The sequence below is a fragment of the Flavobacterium sp. ov086 genome (genome assembly GCF_900187965.1).
GTDB lineage: Bacteria > Bacteroidota > Bacteroidia > Flavobacteriales > Flavobacteriaceae > Flavobacterium.
Map to the genome: position 1 here is coordinate 47,778 of NZ_FZNL01000003.1, position 17,385 is coordinate 65,162.

Annotated in this window: 22 protein-coding genes; 21 read left to right on the top strand and 1 reads right to left on the bottom strand. The window is 30.2% G+C overall.

Going from position 1 to position 17,385, the window contains the following annotated elements; genetic code table 11:
* Positions 1-9 precede the first annotated feature (9 nt).
* From CHB81_RS03840 to CHB81_RS03855, 4 genes are read left to right on the top strand one after another with little or no spacing between them, the layout of a single operon-like run.
* A complete protein-coding gene (locus CHB81_RS03840; protein ID WP_089350576.1) occupies positions 10-1,008 on the top strand; it encodes a hypothetical protein in 999 nt (332 codons plus the stop codon).
* A gap of 3 nt (positions 1,009-1,011) precedes the next feature.
* Positions 1,012-1,644 (top strand): DUF4280 domain-containing protein, encoded by a 633-nt coding sequence (locus CHB81_RS03845; RefSeq protein ID WP_089350577.1) that lies wholly within the window; start codon positions 1,012-1,014, stop codon positions 1,642-1,644.
* Positions 1,645-1,652: 8 nt separating this feature from the next.
* Positions 1,653-2,612, top strand: a complete 960-nt coding sequence (locus CHB81_RS03850; RefSeq protein WP_089350578.1) for a hypothetical protein — start codon at positions 1,653-1,655, stop codon at positions 2,610-2,612.
* Between the two features lie 12 nt (positions 2,613-2,624).
* The gene (locus CHB81_RS03855) at positions 2,625-3,335 is read left to right on the top strand and encodes a hypothetical protein (RefSeq protein WP_089350579.1); all 711 of its coding nucleotides are present in this window, start codon (positions 2,625-2,627) and stop codon (positions 3,333-3,335) included.
* A 101-nt stretch (positions 3,336-3,436) separates the two neighbouring features.
* On the opposite strand, the gene CHB81_RS03860 is transcribed toward CHB81_RS03855, so the two are convergent.
* The gene (locus tag CHB81_RS03860; RefSeq protein ID WP_089350580.1) at positions 3,437-4,237 is read right to left on the bottom strand and encodes an XRE family transcriptional regulator; all 801 of its coding nucleotides are present in this window, start codon (positions 4,235-4,237) and stop codon (positions 3,437-3,439) included.
* A gap of 284 nt (positions 4,238-4,521) precedes the next feature.
* Between CHB81_RS03860 and CHB81_RS03865 the strand changes: the two genes are divergently transcribed.
* The 17 genes from CHB81_RS03865 to CHB81_RS03950 all read left to right on the top strand — a co-directional run bounded on the left by CHB81_RS03865 (position 4,522) and on the right by CHB81_RS03950 (position 17,378).
* A complete protein-coding gene (locus CHB81_RS03865; protein WP_089350581.1) occupies positions 4,522-5,097 on the top strand; it encodes a hypothetical protein in 576 nt (191 codons plus the stop codon).
* A 609-nt stretch (positions 5,098-5,706) separates the two neighbouring features.
* Complete coding sequence (locus CHB81_RS03870) at positions 5,707-6,867, top strand: DUF2586 domain-containing protein (RefSeq protein WP_089350582.1); 1,161 nt, start codon at positions 5,707-5,709, stop codon at positions 6,865-6,867.
* 129 nt (positions 6,868-6,996) lie between these two features.
* Positions 6,997-7,422 (top strand): hypothetical protein, encoded by a 426-nt coding sequence (locus CHB81_RS03875; RefSeq protein ID WP_035684757.1) that lies wholly within the window; start codon positions 6,997-6,999, stop codon positions 7,420-7,422.
* Positions 7,423-7,850: 428 nt separating this feature from the next.
* Positions 7,851-8,195 carry a hypothetical protein gene (locus tag CHB81_RS03880; protein ID WP_089350583.1) on the top strand — a complete coding sequence of 115 codons (345 nt, stop codon included), beginning with the start codon at positions 7,851-7,853 and terminating at the stop codon, positions 8,193-8,195.
* 35 nt (positions 8,196-8,230) lie between these two features.
* Positions 8,231-9,502 (top strand): hypothetical protein, encoded by a 1,272-nt coding sequence (locus CHB81_RS03885; protein WP_089350584.1) that lies wholly within the window; start codon positions 8,231-8,233, stop codon positions 9,500-9,502.
* Positions 9,503-9,505: 3 nt separating this feature from the next.
* Positions 9,506-10,183, top strand: a complete 678-nt coding sequence (locus tag CHB81_RS03890) for a hypothetical protein (protein ID WP_089350585.1) — start codon at positions 9,506-9,508, stop codon at positions 10,181-10,183.
* 22 nt (positions 10,184-10,205) lie between these two features.
* Positions 10,206-10,550 (top strand): hypothetical protein, encoded by a 345-nt coding sequence (locus tag CHB81_RS03895; protein ID WP_089350586.1) that lies wholly within the window; start codon positions 10,206-10,208, stop codon positions 10,548-10,550.
* A gap of 3 nt (positions 10,551-10,553) precedes the next feature.
* On the top strand, positions 10,554-11,105 hold the full coding sequence (locus CHB81_RS03900; protein ID WP_089350587.1) for a hypothetical protein: 552 nt from the start codon (positions 10,554-10,556) through the stop codon (positions 11,103-11,105).
* Positions 11,106-11,240: 135 nt separating this feature from the next.
* The gene (locus CHB81_RS27095) at positions 11,241-11,918 is read left to right on the top strand and encodes a hypothetical protein (RefSeq protein WP_254920955.1); all 678 of its coding nucleotides are present in this window, start codon (positions 11,241-11,243) and stop codon (positions 11,916-11,918) included.
* A 102-nt stretch (positions 11,919-12,020) separates the two neighbouring features.
* Positions 12,021-12,545: a hypothetical protein gene (locus CHB81_RS03910; protein ID WP_089350588.1), complete on the top strand. Its 525-nt coding sequence runs from the start codon at positions 12,021-12,023 to the stop codon at positions 12,543-12,545.
* A 783-nt stretch (positions 12,546-13,328) separates the two neighbouring features.
* Positions 13,329-13,811: a M15 family metallopeptidase gene (locus CHB81_RS03920; RefSeq protein ID WP_089350590.1), complete on the top strand. Its 483-nt coding sequence runs from the start codon at positions 13,329-13,331 to the stop codon at positions 13,809-13,811.
* A 4-nt stretch (positions 13,812-13,815) separates the two neighbouring features.
* The gene (locus tag CHB81_RS03925; protein ID WP_089350591.1) at positions 13,816-14,286 is read left to right on the top strand and encodes a hypothetical protein; all 471 of its coding nucleotides are present in this window, start codon (positions 13,816-13,818) and stop codon (positions 14,284-14,286) included.
* 5 nt (positions 14,287-14,291) lie between these two features.
* Positions 14,292-14,624 carry a hypothetical protein gene (locus tag CHB81_RS03930; RefSeq protein WP_089350592.1) on the top strand — a complete coding sequence of 111 codons (333 nt, stop codon included), beginning with the start codon at positions 14,292-14,294 and terminating at the stop codon, positions 14,622-14,624.
* Positions 14,625-14,859: 235 nt separating this feature from the next.
* Positions 14,860-15,162, top strand: coding sequence for a hypothetical protein (locus CHB81_RS03935; RefSeq protein WP_089350593.1), 303 nt, complete (start codon positions 14,860-14,862; stop codon positions 15,160-15,162).
* The gene (locus CHB81_RS03940) at positions 15,149-15,451 is read left to right on the top strand and encodes a hypothetical protein (protein ID WP_089350594.1); all 303 of its coding nucleotides are present in this window, start codon (positions 15,149-15,151) and stop codon (positions 15,449-15,451) included. The genes CHB81_RS03935 and CHB81_RS03940 overlap by 14 nt, the downstream gene beginning before the upstream one ends.
* Before the next feature lie 196 nt (positions 15,452-15,647).
* Positions 15,648-16,694, top strand: coding sequence for a hypothetical protein (locus CHB81_RS03945; protein WP_089350595.1), 1,047 nt, complete (start codon positions 15,648-15,650; stop codon positions 16,692-16,694).
* 15 nt (positions 16,695-16,709) lie between these two features.
* Entirely contained in the window at positions 16,710-17,378 is a 669-nt protein-coding gene (locus tag CHB81_RS03950) for a hypothetical protein (protein ID WP_089350596.1), read from the top strand.
* Positions 17,379-17,385: the final 7 nt, after the last annotated feature.

Below are 17,385 nucleotides of genomic sequence, written 5' to 3' on the forward strand. Positions count from 1 at the left end.
AAAACAAAAATGGGAAATATAACAGATCTAATAAAAGATGTCGCCAATAAAAATCAAATGATCGAAACTTTTGCGGCAAAAGTCATCGAAATAAATAAGGAAACAGAATCACCTCATAATACAAATGATGCTTATACGGTAAATATTATGCGCGCTGATGGCGCCATACTTAAAAACGTACGATTGAAAGCTTCAATCCTTGATGTAGAACAAGGAATTATTACTATTCCTAAAAAAGACAGTTGGGTTTTGGCCACAATTATTGACGGAGTAGAAACGAGAGCTTTTGTTTCGCAGTTTTCTGAAGTCGACAGAATAATGGGAAGAATACAATCTAAATTTGACTCTAATTTTTTTCTGGATTATAGCGCTGACGGCAATAAACTACATATTCGCTATATAAACACAGATACCGAAACTGAAACTGATGAAACTAAAATTACCGATGTCGCTAAAATAGAGTTTGATAAGGAACAACATTTTACAATTAGTTACTTTGATAATGATGAAAAACCATTGGCAATTACACATTTTTCATCTGATGGCTTAACCACAACTTTTAATTCTATTGAAAATAAAGAAGTAAAAGAATCCTTAGTCTTGAGTGCTTCTAAAGATAATGTTTCTTTCAAATTTAAGAACAACACAGGCAAGGAGTTGAATTCGATGGTTGCAACTCCTGAGAATTACACTATTTTATTAAAAAACGAAGACGATAAAAAGCAAGCTTCTTTAGCTATTGAAAGAAGCAAAATAGCGGCATACTTGTTTGAAGAAGATGAGCTTAAAAAACTATCATTTGAACTAAATGGAGAAAGTGACAGTATTCGATTAAAAAAAGATGATCAGAATTTAATCGAACTGAAAGGAAAAACAGCCATTACTTTAAAAAGTGAAGGAGATATTAACATCGAAGCAAAAAATATAAATATTAAATCGACTGAAAAAATCAATATTAATGCCACAGGAGATACTATTATTAGCGGAGATAATGTAAAAATCAATTAAATTATGGCTACCAAATATGTATGTAAAGGCGCATTATGCGCCTGCAACCAAGGTACTAAAGAGGGTGCTTTGGATGTCAGCTCTCAAAACACAATTTTTGTTCAGGAAAAATTAATGGCAACTGAAGATGATATAACTTTTAAAAGTCCTTTTTTTGGAAACTGTAAATTAAAAAAAAATGATCCATGCACTCCTGTTATAGAAACTAAATGGGAAAATCCTGCGGCTAATGTTTATGTGGGAAATAAAAAAGCCTCTTTAGAAAGTTCAGAATTAATATGTACTGTTGGAGGAAAGATTAAGATTACAGATTCACTGCAAACCGGATCTAAAATTGTTATATTTGATAATTATACTCCACCCGTAGTAACACCTTTAAAAAAAGAAATTGTAAGTGTTAATTGGAAAAACAATGATTTGAAAAATGAGATAGATTTAGCATATATTGGTGACAAAGTAAGTCTGGTTGTTGAAACAAAAAATTATAAAGAAGGAGAAACCATAGTCATTGTGATCGATGAAGCAAACGGCAAAAACATTAAAGCAAATAATAAACTTGTAAAATTTAGTGGAGAAGTAAATGCAGATGGTTTTGCTATTTTAAAAGAAGAAATCCCAATTGAAAATGAAAACTAGTTACTACAATGGAAAGAATATTTAGAATAAAAGAAGTTAATGGCGATACTAGTTTTCAAGATAAAACGTTAATTGTAGATAAGAAAAAGATAAATCTTTTGATTGTTTTGGAATTGGGAGGTATAACACAATTTAATAGAACTTATAATGATATTTGGAAATGTGTTAAGCTCGAGAGTATAGCTGATATTGAAGCAATAAATAAATTAAATGCAGAATATGAATATAAAAACATCTGCCTTGTTCATCACGGAAATATATTTTCCGATACCTCAAAAGGCAAAAACAGCTGGGCCATTTTGTTTGCAAACAAAATTCGTGAAATAAAACAAGTAATTGCTAAATTAGATACTCCAACAGAGGTTGACAATACATATGTAGCTAAAGTAGTTGAAAAAGCAAAGAGTTTGTATACCCAAAACGCACCTAATGAACAAAAAATAAAAACCTGCTTAGGTTTAAAATTATTAATAAGCAATTTATTAGATGAAGGAGCTTTTCTTTCTGTTGCGTGCAAAGAAGCTGAAGATCCTAGTTTTTTAACCGAACTTGGAGATTTTACAGATAAAAACATTAAGATATTTGGGAATACTAACTTTTCTCTTATAGATGATGGAACTGATTATAAATATAAAGATTATGATTTATCTTTTAATGATTATCGTTCCATTTTAAATTGTTACATAACATCGGCATGGAAGAATCAAAATGGCTGGCAGTATTATGACACCAAACTAAAAGAAATAGTTATTACAAAAAAAGATCTTTGGCTTCATAGTATGGGCAAGAAAATATACACTTTGCTAGACAGAAAAAGTGAATTAACAAAAAAACAAAGTGATAAAGAATATTATGCTCAATTATATTTTTCAAAAAACTATGAAAAGTTCTATATTAAAAATTGGGGGTTGGCAAAATATAAAAAATGGAAGTTAGATACCCAAGCCGTATACCCTGAACTTAAATAAAATAAACTATCTATGAAAAAGGAAACAATCTTATTTACATTAACGATCTTATTTACTTTTGTTTGCAATGCTCAAATAAAAAAACTTACCGAGCTTAGAAACATATATTGCGAAGAGCAATGTGATTTTTACCACAAACATTTATATTATCTTTCTAAACTTCCGAGTTGGCCTCCATCTCCTCTAGAAATAAGCCACGAAAAAGACACTCTAATGCCATTGTTCAAAATCCCGTTAGTAGAAAGAAAAAAAATGTTTCCCTTTTCTAAATATGATTCTGTATATATTGTGACACCAAAATACCATGATGATAAGGAACCACGAAATTATATTAAATCAAAATTTCATGACTCAAAGACTTTGGTCACTGAGGAGCAAATGAATAAAATTTCAGATATTCTTTTTAACTATTACGAAGTAATATATAATAAATTTATCACTACCAGATACACAATAACAGGCCGTAATGGTATTAAAGATACCTATCCTAAAATTATTTTGGTTTTTGTAAAAAATGGAAAAAGCAAAGATTACATCGCTTTTCCGAGTCAAATATTTCGAAGAACGAGTTTTAGCAATAAAGAATTAGAAGGCTTAGATCTTTCTGCCGCAAAAGAAAAAATGATAATGGAAATGTTAGGTGTAAGTCTGGAAGAACCAAGTGGCGATGAAATATTAGAAGACGAACCAGGCGTATTGCGTGATGAGTATAAAGAAAACTAATTTTCTTCTTTTAATCACACAAGAAGTATCAAAACACAATAAACTAAAAATGTATGATAAATAAAAAACTGCAACATAACGTTGCAGTTTTTTTGTTTTATCTAGTTTAGCTTCTTTCTTAAAGTCTCTTCCATTTCATAGAATTTACTTTCGAGATCATGAATCTTTTCGTAAATATTAATAGGATCCGGCATTTGTTTAGAAGCATACATACTTGCGTACCAAACTTCCAGAATATCCTCGGCATAAATAGAATACATTGGATAATTTCCGTCTCTGTTATCAGATTTCAGGATTAATTTTCCGCTTTCTCTAATTCGGTTTAAGACCCTTTTTACCACTACTCCATCATTCTTACTGATAATAACATAGATTCTTCCGTCAAGAATATCATCAAAATTATCGACATATTTCCCAAAAAGATAATCTCCGTCATGTATGGTTGTCGACATCGAATTTCCTTTAATTTCAAAACATCTGTAAGTTCCGTTTTTTAGCATTGGCATACTAAAAGAAGGAAGCGTTTCCATGTATTCCGGATCCGAATAACCGTCTAAATAACCTGCACGGGCTTTTACTCCAACAAAATTAATATTTTCCTCTCCATCTTCATTTACCGTGATAATCTTTGGCAGATTTAAACCAACTTCAGCAGTTGTTTTATTGGTGAAAATTTCATCGCTGTCTCCAAAAAAGTAATCCGGATTTACATTACAATGTGTAATTATACTTTGCAGTAAATCAAAACCAGGTTTGGTCCTTTTTCTATCTCCGTCAGCTTGCAATCTTCCAATCGTGATACTGTCTATCGTAGTACTGGTTACGCCTATTAACTTCGCAAATGAGTTATTGTTTAACTTCATCTCGTCTATAATACGTTTTATCTTAGTATGTATTTCCATGTTGTAGTTATCTTTATCTTATTATGTAATATGTTTTATATTATCCAAAACATTCCACTATATGTTGCAAAGCTAAATAATATATCTTGAATAATTGCATTCTTTTATATTTTTTCTTTAAAATAGCTGATTTACAAGCTATTTGTAACCTCTTTCTTATTGTATTACTAGAGGATAAGAAAGAAATAATTAAATCATATTACTGAAATAACTGCATTTTTTAGTGTAATATGTTGTGTAATTTAAAACATATGTTGTATATTTGTAAAAAATAAATCCATCATATGATTCTAAAAGACTTTTATACCGAAAAAAAGAACGCAATCGAAACGGAGTTCATTTCTAATGCGCCAACAGTTCAACTTTACAGTGACGCTATTTTTAAAACTTCTATTGAAACACCAGTAGTAATGTTTAAATACGATGTTGTAAACTGGGAAACATCTTCTGAAAAAAATTACAAAGCAGATGTATCCTTTTGTGTGTATATCGTATTGCCGGTTGAAACTATTTCATCTACAAGTTATGCAAATGCATTCGATATTGCACAGCGAATAGACAAAGCTGTATTGTCTAATAGTAATAGTAACACTGCTATAGACACTCATTCGACTTTTAAAATTAGAGAAAAACAATGTACAAACGAACATACGTACTGGAACAAAAATGATTTTTTTATTTGGGAGATCACTTATAAAACAACCCTGATCGAAAATATATTAAAAAAGAAATACATCCTTTTTAATAACGGTTTAAGCAATGAAGAATTAGAAGATTTAGGATACGATTTAACTTCGGGAATAATCGGGATAAACCCAAATCAGGTTCAGGGAGATATCGATATAAATACAACTCGCTAATCAAAAAAGTCATTCATTTAAATAATAATAATAATAATAATGTCTATGAATTAAAACTCAAATTAAAGCAGCAACCAAAAACTAAAAGCTAAGTAAAATTAATCCCCACCATTAAATACCACAAATGAAAAGAAGCAGAACACTATTAGACAAAAGGAGAGATTATGTTATTAACTATCTTAATAGAAATCAAGCTAAACAAATGAAAGTTGTAGTATCTGAACTTTCGGATACTTTGTTCCTGACAGAGCGCACTATTTATACTATTATAAATGAAGGTCTCGCTACAGAGGCTAGAGCTTAAAGCACTGAAACTACTGGTTTTGACAATCAAAAAAATTGGAAAAAGCAACATTGAGTCTTAAATTTGTACTCGATATCAAAAGCAAATTTATCTCTTGGCCAAGAGGAAAATCCAATTAAAAGATCAGTTTTTACAAATCGTCCAAAAATAGAAATTCTGCTTTTTTGGATTCTGGATTACGAATATCATTTTAAATAATAAAACACCAATAATAACAAGTTTAACAACTTGTTACAGCCCCTCTTTTGCCCATTTTTGAGCAAAAACCCAAAAACAAATTTTTAAACAATTAAACATTTTATATTATGAGTAAATTAAACGATGTAGTGATTAACAAACTATCTGGCGGATTAGGAAGAAGAACACCAGAACAAGACATGGTTTCAGGATTACTTTTTAGTGGAGCTTCAACTGATGAACTTGACAATGACAAGGTAGTTCTTTTAGCTTCATTAGAAGATGCCGAAGCGTATGGCGTTACAGAATTAAATGATGTAGAAGGACAATCTGCTTACTACCAAATTCAGCAATTTTTCAGAATGAATCCTTCTGGTGATTTATACATTATGAAAACAGCAGCAACTTCTTATGAAGTAATTACAGGGAAAGCAAAAGATATGCAGGAAAAAGCAAATGGAAACATTCGTCAAATGGCAATTATCTACTCCGGAGCTACAACATTTGCACAAACACAAGCCGCAGTTTTAAAAGCAAAAACAGAAACTCAACTTGCTTATGCAGATTACATGCCGTTTGAAGTTATCCTGGAAGGAAAAGGTTTTAGTATTGAAGAAGCTACTTCTTTAGCTGAATTAACTGCAGAAAATGTATCTGTAGTTGTGGCTATGGATGTTGAAAAAGCAGAAAAATACCCAAACTCTGCAGCAGTTGGATTAGCATTAGGCGCAATTTCTAAAGCAAAAGTATCTGAAAACATCGCCTGGATCGAAAAATTCAATCTTACTGGTGAAGGTTTCGCAAAAGCAGGTTTCGTAGGTGGAGAAGAAGTAAAAGCTCTTGGAACCTTAGGAGATCTAAACGACAAAAGATACATTTTTGCAAGAACCCACACTGGTTTACCAGGAGTTTATTTCAACGATAGCGCTACTTGTACTACAGGAACATCTGACTTTGCTTATGTTGAGAACAACCGTACTATTAACAAAGCAACTCGTTTATTGCGTACTGCTTTATTACCAAAATTGGCTTCTCCAGTTTTAGTAGATATTGATGGAAAATTGCCACAATCTGTTTCTAAAAGCTTTGAAGGTTTATGCAGATCAGCTTTAGAAGGAATGATTGCAAATCAGGAAGTTTCTGCTTTTGATGTTTATGTAGATCCAAAACAAAACATTTTAGCAACTTCTGAATTAAAAGTAAAAGCAGAAATCACGCCAGTTGGAACTGCTCGTAAAATTATGGTTGATCTTGGATTCAAAAATCCTTTTGGAATCGACAAAGCATAATTTATACTTCACAAAAAACAAAAAATTCACCAACGTTATCGCCATCATTCAATTGTTGCAAACACAACAGGAATAAGGTTATAGCTCCTGAGCGTTATCGGGATTATTAAAAAACAAATAAAGCTACATATGAATAAATTACCATTAATTAACGGACAACAACACAGCTGGTCATCAATTGAAGTAAGTATTGCAGGTAACATCGTTACGGGTATTACAGCTGTAAACTATAGTGACTCAGTATCTAAAGAAAACCATTACGGAGCTGGAGATATGCCAGTTCACAGAGGTAGAGGAAAATATGAGGCAAAAGCTTCAATCACTTTATATAACTACGAAGTAGAAGCTATTTTGGCTGCTTTGCCAAAAGGACAAAGATTACAAGATATTAATCCTTTTAGCATCATCGTAAGTTACCTTGACGATAGTAATGAAGTGATTACTCACACGGTAAGAAACTGTGAGTTTAACTCAAACAGCAGAGGAATTAGCCAGGGAGATACTAAAATTGCAGTTTCTTTTGACTTGATCTGTTCTCACGTTGAGTGGAATTAATCAGCCGATAAATTCCTAAAATCATAATCCCCTTCCCTGTCTCTAAAACCAACTAAAAAGAGAAAACCAATATCAAACGCGTTACACAAAAAAGAAGTTCAGAAGCAACATGATTTTTGCAAGCAAACTATTCTACACGCTCTTTATTAGTCCGTTTTAAGCAGGGAATTTACTTCAGGAGGCTGCTTTGAGGGTATTCAACTTCAACAGAAATAACTCAGCAGCCTCTTTTTTTTAAAATCTGCTTACATAAATAATTCAATTTCTATAATAATAGAAAAACGTCAATCAGTTTAATATAAGCTGAATGGCATTTATACCTGTGTCGCAAAGTATTATAAAGTGTTATTGCATTTTAATACAGATAAAAGACACCACTAAATCTGACATCAATTACCCAATCATAAAACCAAACAAAGACTTTCAAAATGGAAAACACAATCTCTAAAACTGCAGATGTTCTGGACGGAAACATTACTCAAGCGCAATTAAACCAATGGAAATACAAACACAAAAAAGTTGTTAAACTTACCATTGCAGATGATGATGAAACTCCCCTATTTGCTTATTTCAAAAAACCGGACATGAGCATCAGATCAGCCGTATTGCAAGCTTCCAAAATGGACGAATTCAAAGCTCTTGAAGTATTATTCAGAAATTGTTATTTGGGCGGCGATGGCAAAATTGAACAAGAGGATGATTTGCGTCTCAATATTACCACAGCATTCTCAGATCATATTCAACCTAAACCTGTAAAAATAGAGGTAATCTAAAAAACATTTTCTGTTCTCCTTAAAACTCCATAATAATGATTGTTAAAAACCACGATATAGAACTAAAAGATACCAGCGCATCTGAAATGGCCAGGTTTAGGCAAATTATGCTGAGTATTTGGCGTCAACAAATTGAAGATGATAAAAATAGTGTTGAGATGAATCAGTATATTGAACTAAATGAGATTAATCAACGTTTTGAGCCCATAACACTTGATGAAAAACATAACACTAGTTTATCTAGAGAAACCTTATTAGAGAATAATTTTCAAGATCTAAATGATCAGAATAATTACAAATTTAATACCTTTAAATCTTCTACAAGCAATCTTGTTGATTCTGTAGAGGAAATATTTGTTGATCCTGCTATAAATGTAAATGGTCATTTTTATAATAAAGATGGAACTTTTGAAGGGAAAGTAAATATCAAGAAGAATAAAGGAAGTGTTAACGATGTATATGTCTGCGACGGAAAAGGAAAAGAAAAAAACATGTTCTTAAATGCAATTAAATTAGATATAACACATGAAAATTTTTGCTACATTGCCGGAGTAATAAATGCAGAAGATTCTAGTACTTTTGAGAGTGCTGCTGCAACCACTCAAGCAACATTTAATGCCGTTAAGTTTGAAAAAGGAGATAAGTTGACTATTGAAGAACAAGGTAAATTTGCAAAAAAACTGCTTTCTACAGGTTATTCAACCGCAACATCAAAAAAATCATTAAAAGATACAGTAAATGATAATATTTATAAAAATGCCCGAAAAGGATTAATACATGTCCTACAAGGAAAAAAAGATTACTCAGAAGGAGCAGTATTGTGGGATGGTATTGACTTTGCAGATACAGGTATTACTCATAACAAAGCAACAAAAGAGGGAGGAATTTCTATTACCAAAAAATTGTGGGTCAAATTTATAGAGAATTCTAAGTTCAAACCTGACAGTAAAGGAACTCAAAGACTTCTTTTACATAGACCAGATTCACCAGCTCACGACAAAGATAAAACGAAAGCAGAAGCTTTAGCAACTATACCATTTGAAGAAGAAAAAACAACAAAAAAAACTAATGAACCTTACATTTTTGACTTTTTTCCATCTCAAAATAATAATTGGAATTTTCAGATTGGATTAGAGGGCAAAAAAAACATAGATTATTATGAAACTTTAGGCACTAATAATAACTCTGGAAGAATTTTACACAAAGCTACTGTGGTTTATGGAGGTCACATTTTTTGGAAATTTTACTATGAGCATCCAAATAATAAAGGATATTTATGGAAATATTATATGAATCATAATTTATAAAAAATGAAAAATAAAATTTTAATCATTTTACTCATTTGCTTTATCAGTTGTAAAACTGATCCAAATAAAATTACTAATAAGAAAAAAAGCGAAAAACAAGTCTCTGTTGATACTGCTTTTATCGATGAACACACAGGAGACACTATTGTAGCAGATACATTCCATTTAAAAAACAATTACAAATTGATAATTTTTCCTGCTTTAGATAAAGGGAAAAAAGTAATTAATTTTAGAATAGTTAAAGAAAAAAAGGATAACACTTACTTATTAACAGATACATTTGACTCACCTTATATTCCAATATATCAAGGTAATGATTTTAAAAAATATTTTGTTTTACATGCAAGCTTCGGTACTCATAATTCTTATTTTTGGTTGTATGATAAAGAAACAGGAGAGGAAGTTTTTACAGGTATTGGAATGGATTTTGATTTAAAAAATGAGTTAATCTTATACGCAGATGAAGATGATGATTACAAATTTTTTATTTATGATGTAAATTCCAAAGCAAAAACATTAATAACGATACCATCTGATCTAATGGATAAACAAGAATGTACAAAATATAATGATTCATATAAAACTATTTATATTAAAAGTGTTAGTAAAGAATATTATTATTTAGGATTTAGATATTGTCCTTCTAAAATTGAATTTAAAGTAAAGAAAGTTAAGCAATAATATATTTGTATCCATTTTACGAATGAGCAATAATAAAAGAGAAAATTTATTTGATGGATTTGAAAGTGATATAATCAATCAAATATTCGAGATTGCCTATGCAAATGAAAAATTTAAATTTAAGATTACTGACTTTATCGATAATTCCTTAGAAGATTTATTGAACTATATAAATGAATCAGAGTTAAACCAAATTTTATCAGATCTAAATCTTAGTAAAGTAGATTCTTTTATTCCAAAATATAAATCAGTGGATAATCTCAATATGTATTTTTGTATTAAAGAGGATAAAAAATTTCTGTTTTCTTTTGGAGAAATACAACCAATGCGATATGTAATGTTCTTAGAAGGAATTTATCAATCTTAAATAATGAAAAAAAATCTGACCTCAGCTTTTCTTCTATTCATTGTGTTTTTTATCACTACTTCTGGTATTAATGTAAGTTTTTCAGATGATTTTAATTTTAATCAAGTTTTTAATACATTAGAAATTAGCAAAAAAATAAAACTAATAAGATCCCAGGATAGCGATTTTTTTCTTGCAAATCTTCACACTTGTAAGCCATCTTTTTATAAGGATCTAATAAAAAGCAAAACTTATTATCTAACAGAAAATAAAACCCAAAATAATATCGCCTTAACTGAATATATTTTTAAGGATTCAATTTCTGCTAAAAAAGCTTTTGAAATAGCCAATGATTATGCAAATTATATCCGAAAGCTGGAGCGAAAGAATTACGCTAAAAGATGTTATGAAATTTGGGATGAACAAGTCTATTATGCAAGACAAAGAGAAAATCATATTTACTTATTTAATACTTTAGACAATCTGATTTTTACAGAAAAAAATAATAGTGCCGAAACTTTCTTTAACAATACTAAAGAAGTTTTAATAGATGATTTTTACAATGAGTTTAAATAATTTGATCTACAGATTATTCTAAAAAACAGATCCCTATGAAAAAAAACGTATTTCTTTTTTTATTGATTTTTGCATATTCTAATTCTCAAAACAAAGAATGTATTGATAAAAAAATTAAGATTGAATATTTATCAGATGGAAAAAATTAAATTTAGTAAAATAGATTTTAGTTATAGCACTCTTCCTGAAGACGAAATTATTTATGCATATGGAGTAGATTACGATTCTCTGGATAAAAAGCATAAATCGTTGTTTCAAATTGCATGGCAAGGTTGGACTGTAGAAGAAGTTCAAATGATTATTGACAAATCTAAGAGTTTAACCGGAAATGATATTTATGACTATGTTGTTCCAGGAACTGAATTAACTATTTCTATTGACAAAGAGTGTGTCTGTTTTTTTGATTGGAGAACCGCTCAGGAAGAAGAAGATTTTAACTGGACTTTTAATGAATTTATTAATTTTATGGAAGCATTCAAAGATTTTATTTCTAAAAACCTTCCAAATACAAAAGAACAAGCAATTGAAAATCTAAAAAATTGGATTAATAAGATCAACATTATTTCATACGACGAACAAATAGGCTTCAATTGTTGGGACAAAGAATTAAGAGAATTAAGAGACGGAAAGACAAAGGAAGTTTATGTAGTATCTTTTAAAACAAAAAGTACTAATTTAGAGTATGATGAATATGGCAAAATTATTTCATTTTTTGAAGGAATGTATTGTTTTGCTTATTTTGATGCCAAAACATTAGAGTTGCTTTACATCAGTAAAAAAGCTGGATATATTGAAGTTGATGGTTCTTATTAATTAATCATCAAATTTCTAATATTGCTTCTAAAAAATAACTATGACGAATTTATCAAAACTAATTGTTTCTGTATTTTATAAAGATTTCATTAAAACAAAAAGATGAATACAAAAGAAATAGGAACTAAAAAAGAAATTTTCATTTCGATAGATAATAACATTTCCGGCAGATGGTTTTCAAAAATATCATTCATTATAAACGATTATGATTTTGAATATAATGAAGAAGAAAATCTAAGTTTTTTATGCGTAGATTTTGAAGTTTTTAATATCGCAATTGAGAACGAAACCCAGATGTTTAAAGACAATTACTTCTGGTCTTTTACTGATGATGAGATAATTCAAAAATGGAATAAATACTTTAATAGTAAAACAATTGAGGAAATGGAAAATCCGGAAATTGAATTATTAGATGAAAAATTTCATGATGTTAAAATTCCTTTTAATAGCAGGTTTTTCAATTTATGGTTTTTTATAGGATATAAAAAAGACGATGTCTGGTACTGGAAAGTTTGGAAAAAAATAAATCCGAAAGAGGTACTAAACTTTAAAATTTCTGCACAAAGTTTAAATGAAGTTTTAATTCAGACGCCAATTTATCTTAGAGAAAACATCTTATTAGATTAATTGTTCGTCATTCATGAAATAACCATTTTTCTACTTTGAGAAACGATGATTTTTTATACTTGCATTTTTTAATTAATACTATGAAAATCATAATACGAATATTGTTTTTTATTGGACTTTTTCTTTTTCTTCTCAGCTATTTTATTGATCCGTATACTGTCAATGAAGGAGATTTAATAGTTATTGACAGTGATGTTGTAGGATTCTTAAAAATGCTATATGCGATTACTAGCCTTATTTTTGGATGTTTATCATTTTTGTTTCTTAGAAGTTTTAAAAATAAAACTTATCTGATTTTTTCTCTTGTTCTACTTATCATCAATTTAATATTCTTGTGTAAAATGTTTTTGTATTTCGATATATTTCTAGAATAAATATTGAGGTTAATATTCACATTAACTATAAATTAATTTTCATTTTATTAAATCCTCGTTTTGTAGAAAAATGGGGATTTTTTTTGCCTTTAATTTCCATTTTTCTCTCCAAAATAAAAACATAAAAAGCACTTAATTCTCTACTGAAACTACTGATTTACAACTTCATATTATTTTTACAACCCGCTATTTCGGCGTATTTTTACACTCTAATTAAAAGCACTTATTCTATCAAAATTATTGTTCTAAAAAAGGAGCATTTTCAGGATTTATTTGAGGAATTCTTTCCACACTAAATAAATTTCAAAACACAAATAATCTTACCAAATAATTAAAACCGTGATCGTTTTTCGAACAATCAGAAAAGGCTTTTTATTCTCAAAAAACGAAATCATTAATAAATACAAATATGGATCAAACAACAAAAAAACACATTGATTTGCTTCATCCTTCGGTCAGGGAAGAAGTTACCAAAATTATTGAGGAATGTGATCTTGCTTTAACCGGAAAGGCTAAAGTGAGAATTACACAAGGACTCAGATCTTTTCAGGAACAAGAAGATCTTTACGCTTTTGGAAGAACTAAACCCGGAAAAAAAGTGACGAATGCTAAAGGCGGACAATCTGTTCATAATTATGGTTTTGCTGTAGACATTTGTCTCATTATAGATGGCAAAACCGCTTCCTGGGACACGGCTAAAGATTGGGATAACGACCAAATTTCTGATTGGCAGGAATGTGTCAAAATTTTTGCTAAATACAACTGGAACTGGGGCGGAGACTGGAAAACATTTAAAGATCTTCCGCATTTTGATAAAAAAGGATATAGCGACTGGAAAGTTCTTAGCAAGCTAAAACGCGACAGAAAAAACTATGTAATCTTATACAAATAAACAGATGAAGCTTTCAAAATTAAAACTTGCATCATTTCTAATTGTCCTTTCGTTTACAATTACTTCTTGTATTTCGACCAAAACTGCGTTATACGATTCTTACTCTTATCAAAAAACGACGGAGCTAAAAGTCGAAGCTTCGAAATTAATGGATGAAGCAATTTCGCCTTATTCTATTCATACAAAAGAAGTTGAAGCTTTGCTGCTTAACATCGAAAAACTAACAGAATATGAGAAAAACAAACCCAATAATGAAATCACTTTTTCGATCTGGAAAGTTTTAAACGATAAAGAAAAAAATCTTTTGGCTGGATTTTTTAAACGTTGGGAAACAAAAGGAATTCTCTCTCAGCCTTTTCTGGAGGAATCCAAAAAACAGGTTTTAGATGCTTTTGATTTACTTATTCAATATGAAATTAAAAAAGACAAGGAATCAAAAGATGCAATTTTAGATTTAATCAACGGTAACACATAAAACTTATGGACAACGATAAATTATTGGAAGAGTTAAAAAGCAAATTAAAAGCTATTATATCTGAAAGTTACAAAGATTTCAAACCTGAATTAGAGAAAGATTTAAATTCATTTTTGGAAACATCCAAAGAAAAACTGGAACGCTGGATGCTTCTTTTCTCTTCGGGAAATCTTACTGAAGACGAACTGGAATGGCTCTTAAAAAGCCAATTGAATCTATTGACATTACAAGCACTTCAAGCTGCCGGAATATCAAAAATAAAACTGAATGCGATTAAAAATAATATTATAAAAATGATTTTTAAAATAATTATCGAAATGATTATTCCAGGTCTTTAACAAGCAATTTTTCATTAAAAAAATAACACACAAAATCAATCATAACTACCTGATTAAATACAAGTTAAAAACACACTTTAACTTACTGAAACTACTGAATACTAAGCCTCAAAATCTTGTTTAAAGGATAAGCATAGCGTATTTTTACAGTATCAAATAAAACAGCATCTTTTGAATATGGCGCGCAAATTCAAGAGAGAAATTAATTAATAAAAACAACAAATAATTACAACATATGAAAGATTTTATCATAGATGAAGACTTGTTAATTATAAAGGATGCTTTTGGTAATGGAGATTTCGCCATTCAGGAAGCAGATCAGCAAAACATTGAACATTTACTGCTAAGTCAAAAAGGAAGTTATAAAGAGTTTCCAATTCTTGGCGTAGGAATTAAAAAATACATTAACAGTCCGGATGCAACATCCAGATTAAGACTAGAAAACGAAATAGACAAACAATTATCGTATGACAATTTTTACGTAAAAACATTAGATGTCAACGATTTACAAAACATTAAAATCGATGGAAACTATTAAACCACAAGAAAACCAAAACATTTTTGACCTCTCTTTGCAAGAATACGGAAGTATCGAAAAAGTATTCGACATTTTAGAAGACAATGACAAGTTTAATATTACAGAAGATGTTTCTGTATATCAGGATTTGAAAATTGGAAGAGAAGCCTTTAAAAAAGATATTGTCGAATATTACAATTCCAGAAACCTAAAACCTGCAACCGCTCTTACTGAAGAAGAAGAGTTTTTACTGGACAACTTCTCCGGAATTGATTATATGATTATTGAAGATGATTTTATCATTTATTAATAAAAATCTTTTGCCGCAATTCTCTGCAACATCAGTTCTAAGCAATCAAACAGACTGAAATTTCATCTTCAAATCTCTTTTAGAATTCTCTAAAAAGAAAACTACATCTCAGTAGTATTTACAAAAAAACATACACAATTTTCTATAAGCATATTACACATGTCTTACAGGCTAATCTATATTAAAAAATTAAAATATGGCACGTACAATTGCTGAAATACAGAATGATATTCTGGACGAAAAGAAGAAACAATCTTCTTTGAAAGACTTAACAAGTGACTCGAAAACAGCCATTTGGAAACTTTGGATCAACATAGTTGCGACTGCTATTTGGGTTCATGAAAAAATAGTCGAAAAAAATGCTTTGATATCAAGACCTCACACCTTAAACTGGTACAGAGAGCAGGCTTTGAACTTTCATTACGGAATGTCTTTGGATCCGGATTCGAGTAACGGAATGTCACTAGTCTGGAGAGATGGATCGTACCAATTTGATACAACAGACCTTACTGACACTGAAATTGAAGATTCTAAAATAATCAAACATTGCGCAGTAAGTGAAATTGATTTAGAAACGGTGCTTAAACCAGGCACAGAAATCGAAGAAATTTTCTCTGATTATTTTCATAACAAAGTTGGAGTTGTTTTTATAAAAGTCGCCACCGTAAAAGATGAAAAAATCTCGAGAATTGATGTTCCAAATCAGCTTTATGCCTTTAAGGAATATATCGCAAAAATTAAAGATGCAGGAAATCAAGTCTATATAACTTCTGATCAAGGCGATATTCTAAAACTAAGCTTGAATGTTTATATCGATCCGTTGAGTATTTATATCAATCCAAAAGATCTCGAATATTATCAGTCCAAAATCTCAAATAAAGGTGATTTAAATGTATTTGATGATTATGTATTGGATACATTAAATGGTTCATTGATCTCTGATCCTGATGCATATCCAGTATTAGACGCTCTTAAAGACCATTTGAAAAACATTGAATTCAATGGTGCTTTTGTCAAAACCTATTTGGTAGATGCCATTCAGAAAGCTCAAGGAGTTAAAATTCCGATTTTAACAAAAGTTCAAACCGCTGCGGCAACAAATCCAAGTGACGCACCAAATACTTCGCCAACAGATGTGACCAAAATAGAATATTTCATTCCAAAAGCAGGGTATTTTGATATGAGCACTCTTGAGGTTGAGGTCAACTATATTCCTTATACATTTTACAGAGATAAACAATAGTCTAATACATAAACAATGAATAAATACACGATTTTAAAATGGGAAAAGCTATTATTATGGCTCATCCCTCCTATTCTTAGGAAAAAAACACATGCGGATTGGCTCAATGTTTTACTCTCACCCATTCGTTCCATTTATGAAGAAACTCTTTATAAAATGCAACATACAGGACAGGTGATTTATCTGGAAAAAATATTGAATGAAACCTTCAATCCAACCAAAAATTACAATCCTAATGCAAGCATCGAGCAAAAAAGATTAGACGAGTTAATTTATATAGACGAATCCGTCAAACCTACTTTGCAATACGTATACCTACACAAAGAGTATTTTGAACCGGATCGTATTTTACCGGACGGTACCAAAGTTAAAGGCGAATTATTGATCCCGCAACTAAAAATATATAACCATGATGAATACAAAAACAGAGACAACAAACCTGTTTATCTCGCTCATCGCAAAGATTATACAACAATAGCTTATGCCAATTTCAGAGTTTTTATTCCGGAGAGTTTAATAACAAACGGAACAATAGTTATTCAGCCAAATAATAACGAAACTCAATCGGCGGCATCACCTATTAAAGTTGCAAACATTGAATTCCATAACCTACTTAACTTCTATAAACTAGCCGGTAAAAGTTATGAAAGCTACTCTTATTCGCCAGAAGTTTTAGATAAATAATATACAA

Excerpts from the sequence above, each read along its gene's own strand:
- CHB81_RS03840 (WP_089350576.1), top strand. The coding sequence starts at position 10 with ATGGGAAATATAACAGATCTAATAAAAGATGTCGCCAATAAAAATCAA.
- CHB81_RS03845 (WP_089350577.1), top strand. The coding sequence starts at position 1,012 with ATGGCTACCAAATATGTATGTAAAGGCGCATTATGCGCCTGCAACCAA.
- CHB81_RS03850 (WP_089350578.1), top strand. The coding sequence starts at position 1,653 with ATGGAAAGAATATTTAGAATAAAAGAAGTTAATGGCGATACTAGTTTT.
- CHB81_RS03855 (WP_089350579.1), top strand. The coding sequence starts at position 2,625 with ATGAAAAAGGAAACAATCTTATTTACATTAACGATCTTATTTACTTTT.
- CHB81_RS03860 (WP_089350580.1), bottom strand. The coding sequence starts at position 4,237 with ATGGAAATACATACTAAGATAAAACGTATTATAGACGAGATGAAGTTA.
- CHB81_RS03865 (WP_089350581.1), top strand. The coding sequence starts at position 4,522 with ATGATTCTAAAAGACTTTTATACCGAAAAAAAGAACGCAATCGAAACG.
- CHB81_RS03870 (WP_089350582.1), top strand. The coding sequence starts at position 5,707 with ATGAGTAAATTAAACGATGTAGTGATTAACAAACTATCTGGCGGATTA.
- CHB81_RS03875 (WP_035684757.1), top strand. The coding sequence starts at position 6,997 with ATGAATAAATTACCATTAATTAACGGACAACAACACAGCTGGTCATCA.
- CHB81_RS03880 (WP_089350583.1), top strand. The coding sequence starts at position 7,851 with ATGGAAAACACAATCTCTAAAACTGCAGATGTTCTGGACGGAAACATT.
- CHB81_RS03885 (WP_089350584.1), top strand. The coding sequence starts at position 8,231 with ATGATTGTTAAAAACCACGATATAGAACTAAAAGATACCAGCGCATCT.
- CHB81_RS03890 (WP_089350585.1), top strand. The coding sequence starts at position 9,506 with ATGAAAAATAAAATTTTAATCATTTTACTCATTTGCTTTATCAGTTGT.
- CHB81_RS03895 (WP_089350586.1), top strand. The coding sequence starts at position 10,206 with ATGAGCAATAATAAAAGAGAAAATTTATTTGATGGATTTGAAAGTGAT.
- CHB81_RS03900 (WP_089350587.1), top strand. The coding sequence starts at position 10,554 with ATGAAAAAAAATCTGACCTCAGCTTTTCTTCTATTCATTGTGTTTTTT.
- CHB81_RS27095 (WP_254920955.1), top strand. The coding sequence starts at position 11,241 with ATGGAAAAAATTAAATTTAGTAAAATAGATTTTAGTTATAGCACTCTT.
- CHB81_RS03910 (WP_089350588.1), top strand. The coding sequence starts at position 12,021 with ATGAATACAAAAGAAATAGGAACTAAAAAAGAAATTTTCATTTCGATA.
- CHB81_RS03920 (WP_089350590.1), top strand. The coding sequence starts at position 13,329 with ATGGATCAAACAACAAAAAAACACATTGATTTGCTTCATCCTTCGGTC.
- CHB81_RS03925 (WP_089350591.1), top strand. The coding sequence starts at position 13,816 with ATGAAGCTTTCAAAATTAAAACTTGCATCATTTCTAATTGTCCTTTCG.
- CHB81_RS03930 (WP_089350592.1), top strand. The coding sequence starts at position 14,292 with ATGGACAACGATAAATTATTGGAAGAGTTAAAAAGCAAATTAAAAGCT.
- CHB81_RS03935 (WP_089350593.1), top strand. The coding sequence starts at position 14,860 with ATGAAAGATTTTATCATAGATGAAGACTTGTTAATTATAAAGGATGCT.
- CHB81_RS03940 (WP_089350594.1), top strand. The coding sequence starts at position 15,149 with ATGGAAACTATTAAACCACAAGAAAACCAAAACATTTTTGACCTCTCT.
- CHB81_RS03945 (WP_089350595.1), top strand. The coding sequence starts at position 15,648 with ATGGCACGTACAATTGCTGAAATACAGAATGATATTCTGGACGAAAAG.
- CHB81_RS03950 (WP_089350596.1), top strand. The coding sequence starts at position 16,710 with ATGAATAAATACACGATTTTAAAATGGGAAAAGCTATTATTATGGCTC.